The 17799-nt window shown below is 60.3% G+C and carries 14 protein-coding genes; 6 read left to right on the forward strand and 8 right to left on the reverse strand.

The features are described 5' to 3' along the window. Positions 1-3: 3 nt before the first annotated feature. On the forward strand, positions 4-915 hold the full coding sequence (locus ABJN75_RS06485; RefSeq protein ID WP_348437935.1) for a DMT family transporter: 912 nt from the start codon (positions 4-6) through the stop codon (positions 913-915). A 79-nt stretch (positions 916-994) separates the two neighbouring features. After that, positions 995-1723, forward strand: coding sequence for a DUF3750 domain-containing protein (locus ABJN75_RS06490; RefSeq protein ID WP_348437936.1), 729 nt, complete (start codon positions 995-997; stop codon positions 1721-1723). 26 nt (positions 1724-1749) lie between these two features. On the opposite strand, the gene ABJN75_RS06495 is transcribed toward ABJN75_RS06490, so the two are convergent. Next, on the reverse strand, positions 1750-2238 hold the full coding sequence (locus ABJN75_RS06495; RefSeq protein WP_348437938.1) for a GNAT family N-acetyltransferase: 489 nt from the start codon (positions 2236-2238) through the stop codon (positions 1750-1752). Between the two features lie 60 nt (positions 2239-2298). After that, complete coding sequence (gene parC, locus ABJN75_RS06500; protein WP_348437940.1) at positions 2299-4545, reverse strand: DNA topoisomerase IV subunit A; 2247 nt, start codon at positions 4543-4545, stop codon at positions 2299-2301. A gap of 218 nt (positions 4546-4763) precedes the next feature. On the opposite strand from parC, the gene ABJN75_RS06505 reads away from it, so the two are divergent. Together ABJN75_RS06505 and ABJN75_RS06510 are read left to right on the forward strand one after the other, a co-directional pair. Further along, positions 4764-5975: a hypothetical protein gene (locus ABJN75_RS06505; RefSeq protein ID WP_348437942.1), complete on the forward strand. Its 1212-nt coding sequence runs from the start codon at positions 4764-4766 to the stop codon at positions 5973-5975. Positions 5976-6136: 161 nt separating this feature from the next. Further along, a complete protein-coding gene (locus ABJN75_RS06510) occupies positions 6137-6295 on the forward strand; it encodes a hypothetical protein (protein ID WP_348437944.1) in 159 nt (52 codons plus the stop codon). A gap of 101 nt (positions 6296-6396) precedes the next feature. On the opposite strand, the gene aspS is transcribed toward ABJN75_RS06510, so the two are convergent. Further along, positions 6397-8184, reverse strand: coding sequence for an aspartate--tRNA ligase (aspS, locus tag ABJN75_RS06515; protein ID WP_348437946.1), 1788 nt, complete (start codon positions 8182-8184; stop codon positions 6397-6399). A 217-nt stretch (positions 8185-8401) separates the two neighbouring features. Between aspS and ABJN75_RS06520 the strand changes: the two genes are divergently transcribed. Next, positions 8402-9697 carry an MFS transporter gene (locus ABJN75_RS06520; RefSeq protein ID WP_348437948.1) on the forward strand — a complete coding sequence of 432 codons (1296 nt, stop codon included), beginning with the start codon at positions 8402-8404 and terminating at the stop codon, positions 9695-9697. A 15-nt stretch (positions 9698-9712) separates the two neighbouring features. After that, positions 9713-10858: a ribonuclease D gene (gene rnd / locus ABJN75_RS06525; protein WP_348437960.1), complete on the forward strand. Its 1146-nt coding sequence runs from the start codon at positions 9713-9715 to the stop codon at positions 10856-10858. Between the two features lie 292 nt (positions 10859-11150). Here rnd and ABJN75_RS06530 read toward each other — a convergent pair whose 3' ends face one another. The 5 genes from ABJN75_RS06530 to ABJN75_RS06550 form a co-directional block, all read right to left on the reverse strand. Continuing rightward, a complete protein-coding gene (locus ABJN75_RS06530) occupies positions 11151-12677 on the reverse strand; it encodes a Ppx/GppA phosphatase family protein (RefSeq protein ID WP_348437950.1) in 1527 nt (508 codons plus the stop codon). Positions 12678-12840: 163 nt separating this feature from the next. Next, positions 12841-15021, reverse strand: coding sequence for an RNA degradosome polyphosphate kinase (locus ABJN75_RS06535; RefSeq protein ID WP_348437962.1), 2181 nt, complete (start codon positions 15019-15021; stop codon positions 12841-12843). 90 nt (positions 15022-15111) lie between these two features. Next, positions 15112-15816, reverse strand: a complete 705-nt coding sequence (gene hdaA / locus ABJN75_RS06540) for a DnaA regulatory inactivator HdaA (protein ID WP_348437952.1) — start codon at positions 15814-15816, stop codon at positions 15112-15114. After that, positions 15816-16943 (reverse strand): AI-2E family transporter, encoded by a 1128-nt coding sequence (locus tag ABJN75_RS06545; protein WP_348437954.1) that lies wholly within the window; start codon positions 16941-16943, stop codon positions 15816-15818. The genes hdaA and ABJN75_RS06545 overlap by 1 nt, the downstream gene beginning before the upstream one ends. A 51-nt stretch (positions 16944-16994) precedes the next feature. Continuing rightward, on the reverse strand, positions 16995-17627 hold the full coding sequence (locus tag ABJN75_RS06550) for a CDP-alcohol phosphatidyltransferase family protein (RefSeq protein WP_348437956.1): 633 nt from the start codon (positions 17625-17627) through the stop codon (positions 16995-16997). Positions 17628-17799 lie beyond the last annotated feature (172 nt).

Raw genomic sequence — 17799 nt, forward strand, 5'->3', positions numbered from 1 at the left:
TTCATGCACGATCACCTTCAACAAGCGGCAGACCATCGCAAGGGGCTGGCGATCACCGCGTTTGGCGGATTGGTGCTGACGGTGGATATTCCACTGATCAGGCTGTCACAGAGCGACGTCTGGTCGGCGCTTGCGGTCAGAAGCGCACTCACCTTCCTTGCCGCGGTCACTGCATGGAGCTTCATCCGGTTCGCTCTCAAGCGGAACGTGCCCGTTATTCCGGGCAAGGCCGGCCTGCTCGTGGTCACGCTTTACGGCATCGCATCGATCACCTTCATTCTTGCCGTCTACAACACCACCACGGCCAATCTGGTTTTCATTCTTGCGTTCAATCCGATGTTTTCCGCACTGCTGGCCTGGTGGCTGGCCGGAGAAAAACCCAAACCGCAAACCTTTGTGGCGATGATCGTGATGATCCTCGGCGTATCGCTGATCGTCTCGGATGGTATGAAAGCCGGCAATCTGACCGGAGATCTGCTTGCGCTCGCCTCCAGTTTCATTCTCGCCGGCGCGATCACCGCCAGCCGCAAGGCCCGCGTCGATATGGGATTTGCGCCGTTGTTTGCAGCGATAGTGCCTTCGATGATCGGGCTTGTGGCTGTCGGCGGACCGTCCGGGCTGATGATTGGCGAACCAGGATGGCTGGTGCTCAACGGATTGATCGTCATCCCGATTGCGTTTTGGTGCCTGGCCACCGGACCGCGCTATATTTCAGGTCCGGAGGTGGCGATGTTCTATCTGCTCGAAACCATCCTGGCTCCGGTCTGGGTCTGGATGATTTTCGCGGAAGCCCCGACGCGGCTCGGACTGGTCGGCGGCGGCATCATCGTCATCGCGCTGGTGGCCCATTCCGTGTGGCGGTTGTCGGCGCACAGGCAGGCAGCGCGCAATCTGGCGCCGCGGCATCCGCTCTGATCCTGCTGCCGCAATCTGGCCTTGTGGCGATGGTTGTATCTGGTCATCGCAACATCACACGATCAGGCCTTCGCCGCATATGAAAAAACTCATCCTGTTTGTACTTGTGTGTTTCGTTGCACCGGCGCTTGCCTCGCTCGGCGTTCGTGCCGCAAGTTCCCAGCCCGGTTCTTGGCGTAGCGCCGATTGGTCATCGTCGGGTTTGCTGCCAGCAGCCGCGGACGACGGCAATGCCGCACTCTACGTCTTTGCGGCGCGAACCGGAGGCATGAAAGGCGCTCTGGCGGTTCACAGCTGGATTGTCATCAAACCGGCCGGTGACCCGCGCTACACGCGTTACGACAAGGTTGGCTGGGGCAGTCCGATCCGTAAAAACGCCTATCCGGCCGATGGACGCTGGTACTCCAACACGCCCGATATTCTGCTTGCCCTGCACGGGGACAATGCGGCGCGCCTGATCCCGCGAATCGCGGCGGCGGTGAAGGATTACCCCCATGCGGAGCGAGGCGACTACACGATCTGGCCGGGTCCGAATTCGAATTCGTTCGTCGCCCATGTGCTCCGAACCGTTCCGGAACTGGGCATCACGTTGCCGCCCGAGGCGGTGGGACGCGATTACAGACCCTGGGGCGAGTTCGTGACGCTGTCGTCCGACTGGCGCAATCTCGAGCTGTCGCTTGGCGGCTATGCCGGTCTGGCGGTGGGCACGCTCCATGGCGTCGAAATCCGTCTCGGCGGCCTGGTCTTCGGTCTCGACATCGTCCATCCCGGCCTCAAGCTGCCGGGGTTCGGGCGGATCGGCGTCTAGAGCACCCAGACCACGTCCGGCTATCCTCAGCGACCGACTTTCTTGTGCAGGCACATCGTTTCGGCGGTGAAGTGACCGGAAGCTCCCGTTGGCATCCAGAGAGGATAGTGACGACGGTGTTCCTCGACCCAGCCGGTTCGTGAGTAAAACCTCTCCGCCGGCACATTGCCAACCTGGCAAAGCAAACGGGCTACCGCAAAACCGTTTTCGGCGATTTTCCGCTCGCCGTGGGCCAGCAGCTTTTCGGCGATCCCGCTTCCGCGTGCATTGCGCGCGATGAACAGCTTGGTGAGTTCGTCGCCATTTGTCGCCACGAAACCGAGGATCGTCGCGCCATCGTCAGCGACATGGAACACATCCTTCGACGAACCATAAATATCATCGATGCATTCGACGGTGCGCAGCGGCAAGACCTCGGGGCTTACCAGATGGGCGTGGCCATCGTGCCAGCCGTGATGCAGGATCTCGACGATGGCGGCGCGGTCCTTTGGCTCGGCGGGCCGGATTTCAATCATGGGATCAACTCTGCAAATGGATACGGATCAAGGGAAATCGGGATCCCGACACTGGTCCGCTCAGCTGAATTTGCCGGAGCGGGGAAATCCCTTCGGAACCACGCGGCCGGCCTGGGCGCGGTCGGCGATCCACTCGGTCAGTTCTTCCTTCTTGCGGTTGTGCATGCGTCCGGCGCTGTCTTCCCAGGTCAGCCCCTCCTCCATCGCAAAACAGCGGAGGTCAGCGATGCCGCCATCCTTGTAGCGCTGCAGGCGGACGCCCTTGCCGCGGCTCATTTCCGGCAACTGCTTGAGCGGGAAAATCAGCATCTTGCGGTTCTCGCCGATGACGGCAACGTGGTCACCACTCACCGGCACGCACAGTCTCATCTCGTCGGGCAAACTGACATTCATGATCTGCTTGCCCTTGCGGGTGTTGGCGACCATGTCGCTCTCGGCCACGATAAAGCCGTTGCCGGCAGTCGAGGCAACGAGCAGCTTGCGCGCCGGATCGTGCACGAATGCGGTGAGAACCGCCTGATCATTGTCCATGTCGACGATAATGCGCAACGGCTCGCCGTGCCCTCGCCCGCCCGGCAGCTTGTCGGCGCCAAGCGTGTAGGCCTTGCCGCCGGTGGTGACAATGACGATCTTGTCGGTGGTGTTCGCGTGGAAGGCGAGCTTGAGCTGATCACCATCCTTGAACTGCAGTCCCGCATAATCGGCCATATGGCCCTTCATGCCGCGGATCCAGCCTTTTTCCGAAATCACCACGGTGATCGGCTCTTTCTCGATCATCGCCTGCTCGATGGCTGCGAGATCGGCGACCGGAGCTTCGGCGAACTTTGTCCGGCGGGCGCCAAGTTCGGTTTCCTTGGAGAAGGTTTCGCGAACCTTGCCGACTTCCCAGGCCACTGTCTGCCATTGCTTGGCATCGGAGGCGAGAAGCGCCTCGATGTCCGCCTTCTCGCCGGTCAGGCCATCGAATTCCTTGCGGATCTCCATTTCCTCAAGCTTGCGCAGTGAGCGCAGCCGCATATTGAGGATCGCTTCGGCCTGCACATCGGTCAGCTCGAAGGTCTTCATCAGTTCGAGCTTGGGCTCATCCTCCTCGCGGATGATGCGGATCACCTCATCGAGATTGAGATAGGCGATCAGGTAACCCGCCAGCAGCTCCAGACGCCGCTCGATCGCCGCCAGCCGGTGCCGCGACCGGCGCTGAAGCACCTCGCGGCGATGCGCCAGCCATTCGCTCAGCACCTCTGCCAGGTTCATCACCTTGGGCACCTTGCCCATCGACAGCACATTGAGGTTGAGCGGAATGCGGTTTTCCAGATCCGATAGCCGGAACAGCGATTCCATCAGCAGGGTCGGGTCGACCGTGCGGCTCTTGGGGACCAGCACCAGGCGCACATCTTCAGCGGATTCATCGCGGATATCGTCAAGCAGCGGCAACCGGCGGGCGATCAGCAGCTCGGCGATCTTTTCGATCAGCCGCGATTTCTGCACCTGATAAGGCATTTGGGTGACGACGATCTGGTACCCGCCACGGCCGGTATCCTCGACCTCCCATTTGGCGCGCACACGGAAGCCGCCGCGTCCGGTCCGGTACGATTCGAGGATCGACTCGCGGCTGTCGATGACAATGCCGCCGGTGGGGAAATCCGGTCCCTCGACATACTGCAGAAGCTCCTCGACAGAAGCCTCGGGCTTGCGGATCAGGGCCAGCGCCGCATCGCAGAGTTCGGCTGCGTTGTGCGGCGGAATCGAGGTCGCCATCCCCACCGCAATGCCGGTGGCGCCATTGGCGAGCAGGTTGGGAAACGCGCCGGGCAGCACCACCGGCTCGCTGTTTTCCTCGTCATAGGTGGTGCGGAAATCGACCGCATCCTCGTTGATGCCTTCGATCAGCAATTCAGCGACCGCGGTCATCTTCGATTCTGTGTAGCGCATCGCAGCAGCGCTATCACCATCGATATTGCCGAAATTGCCCTGGCCGTTGGCCAGCGGATAGCGCACCGCGAAATCCTGCGCCAGACGCACCAGCGCGTCATAGATCGACTGGTCGCCATGGGGATGGAAGTTACCCATCACCTCGCCGACGATCTTGGCGCATTTCTTGAATGATCCGCCTGACTTCAGCCCCATCTCGCTCATCGCGTAGACGATGCGGCGATGCACCGGCTTCATGCCGTCACGCACATCGGGCAGCGCCCTGTGCATGATGGTCGACAATGCATAGGCCAGATAGCGCTCCTCGAGCGCCTTCTTCAGGTCAACGGCTTGTATGTGGTCGCCACCACCGGGCGGAAGCAGGCTTTTTCCCATGGCGACGGGTTAAAGGAAGCGGTGATTCGGGGCAAGGGGCAGGCATGGCCAAGCCCAATTGCGCCGCCATTTCGGCACGTGGTTGGACCGGGCGTCATCTTTCCGCCGCTAAACCCGTGCTCATATCTGGACGGTAAAGCATACACGCCATAGATTTCAACGCGACACCGTGAAAAATCATGGCCGGCATTTTCGGCTTCGCGACAAAGGACTGCCAAATGACACTACACCCGCGCCACAATCTCGCCATCTCGACGATCCTCGGCTCTCTTGCATTCACTGTCCCGGCACTGGCGCTCGACGCCGATGATTTTGCCACAAAGGTCGCTGCATTGGTTGGCCAGGGAAGCGCAAAAGTGAGCTTCTCGTCGCTGGAACCGGACGGCGACACGATCGTCTTGAAATCCGTGCGTATGGAAGCCCCGGGGGAACCGGCGGTCGAATTTGGCGACATCACATTCGATGGTGTCGAGGATGAGACCGGCGGCAGCTATCATGTCGATCAGGCAATATTCCAGGACATCGATTTCACCAGGGACGGCGTCAGGATCACGGTTGACGACATGGAACTCTCCGGATTGACGATTCCGGCGGATCTTGATGCAGACCCGATCGACACCATTTCATTCTACGAGGGGTTCTCGACCGGCATGATCAGGGTCGAGAAGGACCGCAAGGAAATCTTTTCGATGGCTGGTACGATTCTGGACATCGACAGGGCCGATGATGACGCCAGCATCGGCATGAAGATGGATGGCTCGGACATCTCGGTAGACCTCAGCCAGATCAAAGACCCGAAAGCCAGGAGAGCCCTGAGTGATCTCGGCTACACGACCTTGAGCGGCGACCTCAAGTTTGATGGCATCTGGGAGCTGGCGTCAGGCACGCTCAACATTCGCGAATATTCGCTCAATCTTGATGAGGTCGGCCGCCTTGCAGTGGCACTGGAAGTTTCAGGCTATACGCGCGACTTCATCAAGGCGATCCAGCAGGCGAAAACCGCGGCCGCGGCAAACCCCGATCCGCAAGCGGCCCAGCAGTCCATGGGAATCGTGATGATGGGCATGCTGCAACAACTCAGCTTCAAGTCGGCCTCGGTCCAGTTCGAGGACGATTCGGTGACCGAGAAGGCGCTCGCCTACGCCGGCAAGCAGCAAGGCGTTACCGGTGAACAGATGCGGCAGTCGGTAAAATTCATGTTGCCGCTGATGCTTGGGCAACTGGGCATCCCCGCGCTTCAGCAGCAGATTTCGACCGCAGCCAATGTCTATCTCGACAATCCTGAGACCATCACGATCACTGCCAAGCCGGCCAACCCCGTGGCAGTGCCGGTAATCATGGGCGCAGGCATGGGTGATCCCAAATCACTGGTGGATCTGCTCAATGTGCAGGTAACCGCCAACGAGCCGGTTCTGCTTTGCTGCGAGTAGGAAAAGATCCTGCGCGGCACGAACCGGGCTCTGGAACGAGATGGTTTGTGTTGCTTGTTTGAGCTCACGGGCGCAGGGTGAGCCCAAGATTCTTCCGAGATCAGCGCATCCCACCGGATCGCGCTGATCGTCTCCCTCACACCCGCACTGGACCCACATCCATGATCCGCTTCAAGGCCAATCCGGACGAAAAACCGGCCTCCAAACCCGCCAAATCGCCTGCCAAGTCCAAGGCTTCCACAGAGGCGAAAACAGCAGCGAAAGCGCCAAGAAAAGACCTGCTGGACCTTTCCCCCGACGAGACCGGCGAAAAGGACTAGGCCGAACCATCCGCCAAGATATCAAACTCATCAAAAAGCCCGGGAAGCATAAGCTTACCCGGGCTTTTTGATGTCTTGATTCCGGTTTCCCGGTGGCCTGCCTATTCAGCCTTGGGCGGAATGGCACGGAGTGAGAGATCGCGAAGCTGCGCCGGCGACGCCGGGCTCGGCGCGCCCATCAGCAGGTCTTGCGCCTGCTGGTTCATCGGGAACAGCGCCACTTCGCGCAGGTTCTTGGCGCCGACGATCAACATGATCACCCGGTCCACACCGGCCGCCATGCCGCCATGCGGCGGTGCGCCATACTGGAACGCGCGATAGAGGCCGCCGAAGCGTTCCTCGACATCGGCCTGGCTGAGCCCGACCTTCTCGAACGCCTTGACCATCAGTTCGGGCGACTGGTTCCGGATCGAGCCTGAAGCGATCTCGAACCCGTTGCAGACCAGATCGTACTGGTAAGCCTTCAGCGTCAGCGGATCCTGATTGTCGAGTGCTTCCATGCCACCCTGCGGCATCGAGAACGGGTTGTGGGCGAACTCGACCTTCTTGGCTTCCTCGTCCCATTCGTAGAACGGAAAATCGACGATCCAGCACAACTCGAACCGGTCCTGATCGACGAGATTGAGCTCTTCGCCGGCACGGGTGCGGGCATCGCCTGCAAAGCGGGCAAACTTGGCCGGATCGCCAGCTGCAAAGAAGCAGGCGTCGCCATCCTCAAGTCCCATCTGGATGCGGATCGCCTCGGTGCGCTCAGGCCCGATGTTCTTGGCGATCGGGCCGGCGCCCTCGAGATTGTCGCCTTCCTTGCGCCAGAAGATGTAGCCAAGCCCCGGCTGGCCCTGGCCTTGCGCCCAGGAATTCATCCGGTCGCAGAATGCACGGGAGCCACCGGTCTTGGCCGGGATCGCCCAGACCTCAACCTTGGGGTTGTTGGCGATCATGCCGGCAAACACCTTGAAGCCCGAACCGGCGAAATGCTCGGTCACGGCCTGCATCTCGATCGGGTTTCTCAGATCGGGCTTGTCGGAGCCATATTTGCGCACCGCCTCGTCATAGGGAATGCGTCGGAATTCCTGCGTCACCGGCTTGCCTTCGGCGAACTGTTCGAACACGCCGCGCATCACCGGTTCCATCGTGTCCCAGACGTCTTCCTGGGTGACGAAGCTCATTTCGAGGTCGAGCTGGTAGAATTCGCCCGGCAGACGGTCGGCGCGCGGGTCTTCATCGCGAAAGCAGGGCGCGATCTGGAAATAGCGGTCGAAACCGGCGACCATCAACAGTTGCTTGTACTGCTGCGGCGCCTGCGGCAGCGCGTAGAACTGGCCCGGATGGATGCGGCTTGGAACCAGGAAGTCGCGCGCGCCTTCGGGAGACGATGCCGTCAGGATCGGTGTCGAGTATTCGGCAAAGCCGATCTCGGTCATCCGGTTGCGCATGTCGGCGATCACCTTGGTGCGGGTGACGATGTTCTTGTGCAGGGTTTCGCGGCGCAGATCGAGGAAGCGGTACTTGAGCCGCACGTCCTCGGGATACTCGGGCTCGCCGAACACCGGCAGCGGCAGTTCCTTGGCGGCCGACAGAACCTCGATTTCCTGGGCGAAGACCTCGATCTCGCCGGTGCCGAGATTGGGGTTGATGGTGTCGGCCATGCGGTCCTTGACCACGCCATCGACCCGGATCACCCATTCGCCGCGTACTGTCTCGGCCGCCTTGAAGGCCGGCGAATCCGGATCGGCGACAATCTGGGTCAGGCCATAATGGTCGCGCAGATCGATGAACAGCAAGCCGCCATGGTCGCGCACACGGTGCACCCATCCCGAAAGCCGGACAGTGGCGCCGGTGTCGCTCTTGCGAAGCGCGGCGCAGGTGTGGGAACGGTAGCGATGCATGGCATATCCTCGATGCTGGAACCTGTGGACCGGCGGGGTGCAATGGGCGCATATCGCCGCGACGGCGCACGGTAAAAATCGCGCGGAAAAGCGCATGACCCACCCGGTTTGTCAAGGCGAAAGGGCGCAATCGAGCTGTGCATTGACGGGATTTCGCCGCGACGGCCCGGCGAAATCGATATACGGTCGGGTTCTATTTTATTGAACCCGGTTGCTCATGTCCTCGCTTCGGCCGCTTATCCCGCTTTTGACCACTGCCGGCGTGCTGCTGGCAGGCAACGGGCTTCAGGGTACGCTGATCAGCCTGCGCGGCTCGGCGGAAGGCTTTTCGCCAACTGTCATCGGCCTTGCCGGCGCGGGGTATTATTTCGGCTTCATCATCGGCTGCTGGATGACGCCATGGCTGCTCAGGACCTCCGGCCACATCCGCGCATTCGCGGCGATGGCGGCTGTTGCCGCATGCGCCTCGCTCGCCATGGTGATGGTCATCGATCCGTTCTTTTGGTTCCTGATGCGGCTGGTCACCGGCATCTGTTTCGCCTCGCTGTTTGCCAATGTGGAAAGCTGGATCAATTCGCAGATCACCAACACGAACCGTGCCAGAACACTGGCAATCTACCGGTTTGTCGATCTGGGCGCGGTGACGGCCTCGCAGTATCTGCTGCCCATATTCGGAATCGGCGGCTTCGAGATCTTTGCGCTGATGACCATGCTCATCATCCTGTCCATCGTGCCGGTGTCGCTCGCCGATCGTTCCAACCCCGCCGCGCCCGCACCGTTTTCGTTCAGCCCGAAACGATTGTGGATGGTCTCGCCGCTGGCCTCGGCCGGCGCCATCACCGTCGGACTGACGACGGCCTCGTTTCGCTCGGTGGGGCCGCTCTACGCCGAGAGTCTGGGTTTGCAGGTCTCCGACATCGCCTCGTTCATGAGCGCCGGCATTATCGGCGGGATCATGCTGCAGTATCCGCTCGGCTATCTGTCCGACAAGATCGGCCGCCGCTCGGTGCTGTTGATGGCCACCACCGGCTCGACACTGAGCGGGCTGTTCATGGTCTGGTTCGCGGGCAGCAATGTCGCGCTCAATCTGGCCGGCATTTTTCTGTGGGGGGCTTTCACCATGCCGCTCTACTCGCTGTCTGCGGCGCATGCCAATGACCGGGCCAAAGAGGGTGAATTTGTACAGATCGCGTCAGGCCTGATGTTCTTCTGGGCCATCGGTGCCTCGATCGGCCCGTTGTTGTCGGCCATGCTGGTGGATTGGCTTGGGCCGGTGGCGTTCTTCTCCTTTATCTGCGCCATGCATGGCGCCTTCGTTGTCTACACCATCGTGCGGATCGTTCGAGGAGCGCCCGATGAACCTGACCGCGGCCGGTTTGCCGGATTGCTGCGCACGTCTCCGGTTTTTGCCCGCATGGCGGCACAATCTGTGGATCGCCCTCAAGGCAGTGAGACGAAAGCAGGAGAAACCGATCGTCCGCGGGGGCAAGACAAAGCGGATTTTTCGGGGTAAAGGCCAATCATGGACATGATTACAACGACCGAGGCGCTTGCCGCCTTCTGCGCCCGCCTTGCAAACCACGACTATGTCACCGTTGACACCGAGTTCCTGCGCGAGACGACCTACTGGCCCGAACTCTGCCTGATCCAGATGGCAGGTCCGGAGGATGAGGGCATTGTTGACCCCCTGGCGGAAGGCATTGATCTCAAACCATTTTTTGATCTGATGGCGGACACGTCCGTGATCAAGGTGTTTCACGCGGCGCGACAGGACATCGAAATTGTCGTCAATCGCGGCGATCTGGTTCCGCACCCGATTTTCGACACGCAGGTTGCGGCCATGGTCTGCGGTTTCGGCGAATCGATTTCCTATGACCAACTGGTTTCGCGCATTTCCGGCGCTGCCATCGACAAAACCTCCCGGTTTACCGACTGGAGCCGCCGGCCGCTGAGCGACAAGCAGCTTGATTACGCGCTCGCCGATGTGACGCATCTGCGCGATGTCTATCTCGAACTGGTCTCGCGTCTGGAAGCGGAGGGCCGCGGCCACTGGGTGGCGGATGAGATGGCGGTGCTGGAATCGCGCACCACCTATGAGATGGATCCCGAAGATGCCTGGAAGCGGCTGAAGATGCGGGTGAAGAAACCCGTGGAGCTTTGCGTGCTCCAGCATGTGGCAAGCTGGCGCGAGCGGGAGGCCCGCAGCCGCAACGTGCCGCGCGGCCGGGTAATCAAGGATGACGCGATTTACGAAATTGCCCAGCAACAGCCCAGGGATGTCGAGGCGATGTCACGGCTGAGAACCATTCCGCGCGGCTGGGAACGTTCGGCACAGGGCGCGAAACTGGTCGAGATCGTAAACCAGGCGCTTGAAACCCCGAAAGAAGACATGCCGCGGTTGCCACGTCACCGGCAGGCACCGGAAGGCGCCCAGGCGGCGGTGGAGCTGTTGCGGGTGCTGCTCAAGCTGACGGTCGAGAAAGAAAACGTCGCCGCCAAGATCATCGCAACGTCAGATGATCTGGAATCCATCGCCATCGATGGCGAGGAGGCGGATGTTCCAGCGCTCAAGGGCTGGCGCAGGGAATTGTTCGGCGACCGCGCGCTCAAACTGATCCGCGGCGAACTGGCGCTCCGGTTCACCGGCAAGAAGGTTGATGCGCTGGACTTGTAGGCAACACTGATTCAGTCGTCCGCACCGGTGTGCCCGCTGGCGCCCATGCAGAAGCGGCGCCAATAGATTTTCATCGGCCTTGCAATCCGTGATAGACACCCTATATTGAGATCAACACGAGATTTGTCTCCACTCTGACCACGGATGTACTGGCAGGTGTGTTGAGGCAAAGTGGGAAGGTCGGTGCGAATTTCGCCCGGCCTTTTTCCTTTTCTGCACAGGAATATGGATTTCGAGACGTACTCCGAAGCGCAGACTGAAACATCAGGAAACCAGGCTGCGATCGCCCATGTCAGACAAGCCGGAAGCCAAGGCGCTTGCCGGTCAGCTTGGCGAGTTGCTGCAAACGGCCCTGCAGCCGTTCCCCGATAAAATCCTCACAGGACCGCGGCACCAGAAGAACCAGGTCAACCTCCCCGTCGGCGGGCTGGGCGGGCGCAAACGCAAGTTGCGGCACAATCCCGGGCATCGAGGCTGAAAACAGGTAGACAACGCGCAGCATGCCACCCAGCAGCTTGGCGTAGTCAAGATATTTCGGGCCGGCTATGGCGGCCAGGCCGGACGAAACGCCATCATCATTGAGGCCTTCGAAACGGAAATAATTGGCAAGCGCGATATAGGCGCGGCCGCCATGGCTGATCCCGGTGAATGTTCCGTGGGCGATAATGTTGAGCGCCTGCGGACCGCGGTAATCAGGGTGTGCGCGCCAGGAGATGTCGGCCAGCAAACAGGCGGCCTGCCGGTAGCGGGCGTCTTCCTCGGTTTCGTTCACACCGAACACCGGGAACATTCGTCCGGTCCATGCGGCCAGCTCCCGGGCATGCTCGGGTGATCGGGCGCGCAGGATCGCAAGTTCGCTCGCCGCAGTCAGCAAGGGATCGCGTTCCGCTTCAGCGCGGTCAAGCAGCGAATAAAGATAGCCCTCGCGCACTCCAAGCGCCGAAAAGCTGACGCGCGCCGCCTTCATCGCAATCAGGGTTTCCTGCAGCGTCACCGCGCCATAGGGCAAAAGCCCGCGCCGGTTTCTCGAAATCGCCTTGATGGCGCTGATCCGCGATTGTTTCATGGCGGAAACTTCGCCCAGGAATTCAATCGCCGGTTCGACTTCGATTTCATAGGACTGCATCATGTGCAGCGGGTAATTGCTGATCTCCATGTGCAGCTTGGCGATATTGCGCCAAGTGCCGCCGACCGCATAAAAGGTTCGCCCTGCCCCGCCCAGCAGCACCGGAGATTTCCTGAGCGCGCGGCGGGCGATCGTTCGCGCCCGGGAAATCGAGTTTCCGGACATTTCCGCCAGTCGCAAGCCACCCAGTGGCAGGGTTTGGCCTCCTGAATGCTCGGCGCCTTTGACATCGACAAGTTCCAGCGATCCGCCGCCCAGGTCACCGGCAATGCCATCAGGCTGGTAGTAACCGGCGATGATGCCGAAGGCGGAATAGCGCGCCTCTTCCTCTCCGGTCAAAAGCCGCACCCGGCAGCCCAGGATGGCTTCCGCCGCCTTGATGAAGGCCGCGCCGTTTTCGGCTTCGCGCGCGGCGGCCGTGGCCAGAACGTGCATTTCCAATGCGCGGGCCTGTTCCGACAAGGCGCGAAAGCGCGTCAGCGCGGCCAGCGCGCGGGCGATGCCGGTTTCATCCATCCTGCCGCTTGTGACCAGCCCCTTGCCCAGACCACACAGAACTTTCTCGTTAAACAGCACCGAGGGCGCTCGGTTGAGCCCTTCATAAATCACCAGGCGCACGGAGTTGGAGCCGATATCGATGACAGAAACCGGATGAATGCCCGGCAATCGTCCCTGTGCTTCCGATTCCACCATATCTAAAGCGCTTCGCGATTTGCGTGGCCCGCTCCGCCGGAGCGAAACGGGTCAGGGACAACAGGATTCGAGGTTTTATATATGGAATGCGGACAAACCGGAACCCGCTGCGGACCAGGCCACGAATTCCGGTGCATAAAATCCACTGTTGATGCGGTGCAAATCAGCGTTTGCTGCGGGTGGTTCGCGCCAACCGGTCGGCGATCAGTTTCGGCGCATTCGATTTGAGCGCCTCGCCTCTGCCGGACAGGCTCGGATTGGTCATGAAATACACCTGTGCGTTGAACGGTTCCTCACCCTCGCCGACTTCGATGCGGCGGGAGGTTCCATCCGGCAGGATCTCGTAACTTTGCTGATTGTCGATCATGTTGCCCAGCATGATCTGAGAGAGCACCTGTTCATGCACGGTCTTGTTGGACAACGGCACCAGGGTTTCAACACGGCGGTCCAGATTGCGCGGCATGAGATCAGCCGAGCCGATATAGACCAGCGCAGCGGAAGATGGCAGACCCTGGCCATTGCCAAAACAATAAATCCGGCTGTGTTCTAGGAAACGCCCGACAATTGACTTGACGTGAATATGCTCGGAGAGGCCGGGAACCTGCGGTCGCAGACAGCAAATCCCGCGAACCACGAGGTCAACCTCCACACCGGCCTGGCTGGCGCGGTAGAGGGCATCGATGATCTCGGGATCGACCAGCGAGTTCATCTTCATCCAGACAGCGGCAGGACGCCCCGCTTCGGCATGGGCGATCTCGGCCTCGATGTTTTCGACAATCCGGGTGCGCAGATTGAGCGGCGATACAGCAAGCTTGACGAGATCGTCGGGTTCTCCGTAGCCGGTGATGAAATTGAAGACGCGGGCGGTATCGCGGGCGATGACCGGATCACAGGTGAAGTAGGACAGGTCGGTATAGATCTTGGCGGTCACCGGGTGGTAATTGCCGGTGCCAAGGTGGCAATAGGTGGCCAGCTTGCCCTCCTCGCGCCGCACGATCAGCGACATCTTGGCATGGGTCTTGAGTTCGATGAAACCGAAAACCACCTGCACGCCGGCACGCTCGAGGTCGCGCGCCCAGCGGATGTTGGCCTCTTCGTCGAACCGGGCTTTCAGTTCCACCAAAGCGGTGACCGACTTGCCGGCTTCGGCCGCATCGATCAGCGCGCGGACAATGGGGCTGTCGTTGGAGGTCCGGTAAAGCGTCTGCTTGATCGCCAGCACATCGGGGTCGCGCGCCGCCTGAAACAGGAACTGGACTACAGCATCGAATGATTCGTACGGGTGATGAACGACCAGATCCTTTTCGCGAATCGCAGCAAAGGTGTCGCCGGCGTGTTCCCGGATGCGTTCGGGAAATCGCGCATTGTAGGGTTCGAACTTGAGGTCGTCGCGCGGCGCCTTGGTGATCTCCGACAGCGTGTTGAGCGCCAGCAGCCCCGGCAGAACCGCAATCCGGTTTTCCGGCACATTGGTTTCGTGCGCAACGAAATCACGCAGGGATTGCGGCAGTTCGGAATCGAATTCGATGCGGATGACCGAGCCGCGGCGGCGGCGCTTGAGCGCGCTTTCGAACAGGCGCACCAGATCCTCGGCTTCTTCCTCCACCTCGATATCGGAATCGCGAATGATACGGAACGTGCCGGACGCGCGAACCTCATATCCGGGGTACAGCGAATCTATAAACAGGCTTACGACGTCCTCGAGCGTGATGTAACGGATCGCGCCATCGAGATCCGGCAAGCGCAAAAAACGGTCAAGCGCGACCGGCAGGCGGATCAACGCCGTCATCGGATCATTGGCAGCCTTCGAGGCAAGTTGAAGACAGATTGAAAAACCCAGGTTGGGAATGAATGGAAACGGGTGAGCGGGATCGATGGACAGCGGGGTCAGCACCGGGAAGATCGATTGCAGGAACTCGTTTTTGAGCCATTTCATGTCGCCTTCGGCCAGCACAGAGGGACGGATGATATAGATGCTCTCGGCGGCCAGGTTCTGCTGCAGGATTGCAAGCGACGCCTGCTGCTCGAGCTGAAGCCCGTCGATTTCCTCGAGAATGCTGTCAAGTTGCTCGCTCGGCGACATCCCGTCGGCTGAGCGGTTGGCAATCCCCTGACGAACCTGCCCTTCGAGGCCGGCAACGCGAACCATGAAGAACTCGTCGAGATTGGCCGCCGATATCGACAGAAACCTTACCCGCTCAAGCAGCGGATGGCTCGAGTTGAGGGTTTCCTCAAGCACCCGGCGATTGAACTGCAACCAGGAAAACTCGCGATTGACGAACCGCTCCGGACTGGTGAGCAGATCCTGCAGCGGGGTTTCCGATGCAACCGGATCAATCCGCAGTTCACTCGCGCCCGCACCCTCGACAATATCCATTTCGCACTCCAACGCTTTGGTTCCGGACTGACCATCTATAGCACGACAACGAAGGAACTATGACACTTCCATGTCGTCTTTTCCGGCATCCATCTCCGCCATCACTTCGGCGGCCAGCGCGCGTGTGATTTTCGAACCGCGCGCCAAGGCAAGCTGGTCGATCCGGGTGACAATTGCCCGGGCGGCTGCGAGCGAGCGCTCCATTCTGGCGACCAGCCACAGGATGATCCGGTTGTCGACCGCCACCTGCCGGTCTGCGAACAGCTTGACCAGGATCTGGGCCAGAAGCTCCTCGTCGGGTTCGGCGATCTCGACCACCGTGGCGGCCTTCAGGCGGGAGACGAGATCGGGCAATGTCACGTTCCAGCCGGCCGGCCACAGCCGCGTCGTGATCAGCAGCGCGCTTCCGTGCTCGCGCACGGCATTGATCAGGTGAAACAGCGCCGTCTCGTCAAACGCCGAGCGGTCGATGTCTTCAATGAGAACCGGACCAAGGGCCGCCATCTCGAGAACCATCGGATCCGGTCTTTCGATATTGACAACCCTGGCGCCGACGCGCTCAGCCCAGATGCCGGCGAGATGCGACTTGCCCGATCCCGTGGGGCCGGCCAGGATGACCACCGGCGACGGCCAGTCCGGCCATCGGTCGACAATCCCCACCGCCGCACTCAGACGATCCGAGACAATCAGATCGTCGCGGCCCGAGGCGGACTCATGATCGAACTCAAGCGGCAATTGCCGTGTCAGGGGCCTTTTGCTCATCAATCGGACGCCGCACCAGTGGAGGACTCCGCAGCTTGCTGCTCGGGAGGCTGTCTGCCGGAATAAAGATTGCTTTTCAGATAGCGGTCAATGGCAAAACGCACCAGCACGCCGACTGACGCCGCCGCCGGCACCGCGATCAACATGCCGACAAAGCCAAACAACGCGCCGAATGCAAACAGGGCAAACATCAGCCAAACCGGATGCAGCCCGACAGAAGAGCCGACCAGCCGCGGCTGCAGAATGTTGCCTTCGAAAAACTGTCCGATGGCAAAGACGGCAACGACCAGGCCGATCATGACGAAATCCGGCCAGAACTGAACAATGGCGACAATCAGGGCCAGGACCAGGCCGACCATGGAGCCGACATAGGGAATGAAGCTGATCAGACCGGCAAACAGGCCGATGAGAAGGCCGAAATTCAATCCGACAAGCATCAGACCGACAGCGTAGATCAGGCCCAGGATGAGGCAGACACTGCCCTGCCCCCGGACAAATCCGGCAATCGTCCGGTCGATCTGCCTGGCGAGTTCACGGACAGTTGCGACATGGTCGCGCGGCACCCAGCTGTCAATCTTCTCGATCATATTGTCCCAATCGAGAAGCAGATAGAAGGCCACCACCGGGGTCACGACAAACAGGGCCGCGATATCGAGAATCGCCATGCCGGAATTCCAGATCTGCTGGAAAATTGTCCCGACAAAACCGGCGCCTTCCTTCAACAGGGCGGCAAAACTCTCCTTGAACTGTCCGAACTGACTGCTGATCCAGTCGGGCAACACGGTTGTTTCCGACATCAGCAGATTCTGCAGTTCAGTTATATAGCCCGGAATGCGCCCTCCCAGATCGAGGGCCTGGGTGATCAGGACAGGGATCAAGATCACCAGCGAGATGGCGAAAATCGCGACGAATGAAACCAGGATGACGAGCGTCGCCATAAGCCGCGAGAGGCCGCGGCGTTCGAACCAGTCGGCCACCGGGTCGAGGAAATAGGCCAGCGCCATGCCCGCGATAAACGGCAGCAGGATGGAACTGAACACCATCAGGAAGCCGACGAAGACCGCGAAGGCCAGCAACCAGAACAGGATCTGCCGCCGAAGCGCCGCCGGGTCGATATGAGTCGTCATGATCACCTCGCTTGATGGCCACGTTTCAGCCGGCCGCAATTTTGCACCCTGCTAACCGGTTCCGCCCTCGCTCGTCATGTGCCTGAGCCAGGAAACGAGATAGGCGCCGGTCGATGCGACGGTCAAGCCGGCAACTCCATAGATCATCCATCCAATAACAGCGTCAAGCCGGACGATCCCGGCCAGATCGGCGAGCACAATGATGAGCAGGACGATCTGGAGCATGGTATTTGCCTTGGAGATCATCAGCGGCCGCATTTCGACAGGATTTTCCAGGAGGCTCGAAAGCAGCACCGCGCTTATGATCATCCCGTCACGGGTTACGGCAACAACAACAAGCCAGGCGGGCAGCGCCTCAAGCCATCCCAGCATCACGAACACGCTGACCAGCAGGAATTTGTCGGCCACCGGATCAAGCCAGGCGCCGAGTTCGGATTTTTGATTGAAATGCCGCGCGATCATGCCATCGGCCGCGTCGGACACTCCGGCCAGAATGAACAACGTCAAGGCCACCAGCATCTCGCCATCGATCATCGAAAGCACAATCAACGGAACCATGATGAACCGGGCAACCGTGATGTAATTGGGCAGTGTCATGATCAGCAAACCGTCCTGACTTGAACCGGATATGGCGATGGCACCGCACATTTCCAATGGTTTGCTGACCATGTAGCATCCCTGCATCCGGTTTTCCCGTCAAATGTCACACCGGATCACATGCTCCGGCTTGCGGAATGGCCCACAAAATGCCATCCCCCGCACTGACGAAGCGCCTTTGAAACCAAAGCAAGGGAAGCCATATGGCGGATCCGAAAAACGGCCTCACCTATGCCCAGGCGGGCGTCGATATCGATGC

Source organism: Hoeflea sp. (assembly GCF_039975035.1).
GTDB lineage: Bacteria > Pseudomonadota > Alphaproteobacteria > Rhizobiales > Rhizobiaceae > Hoeflea.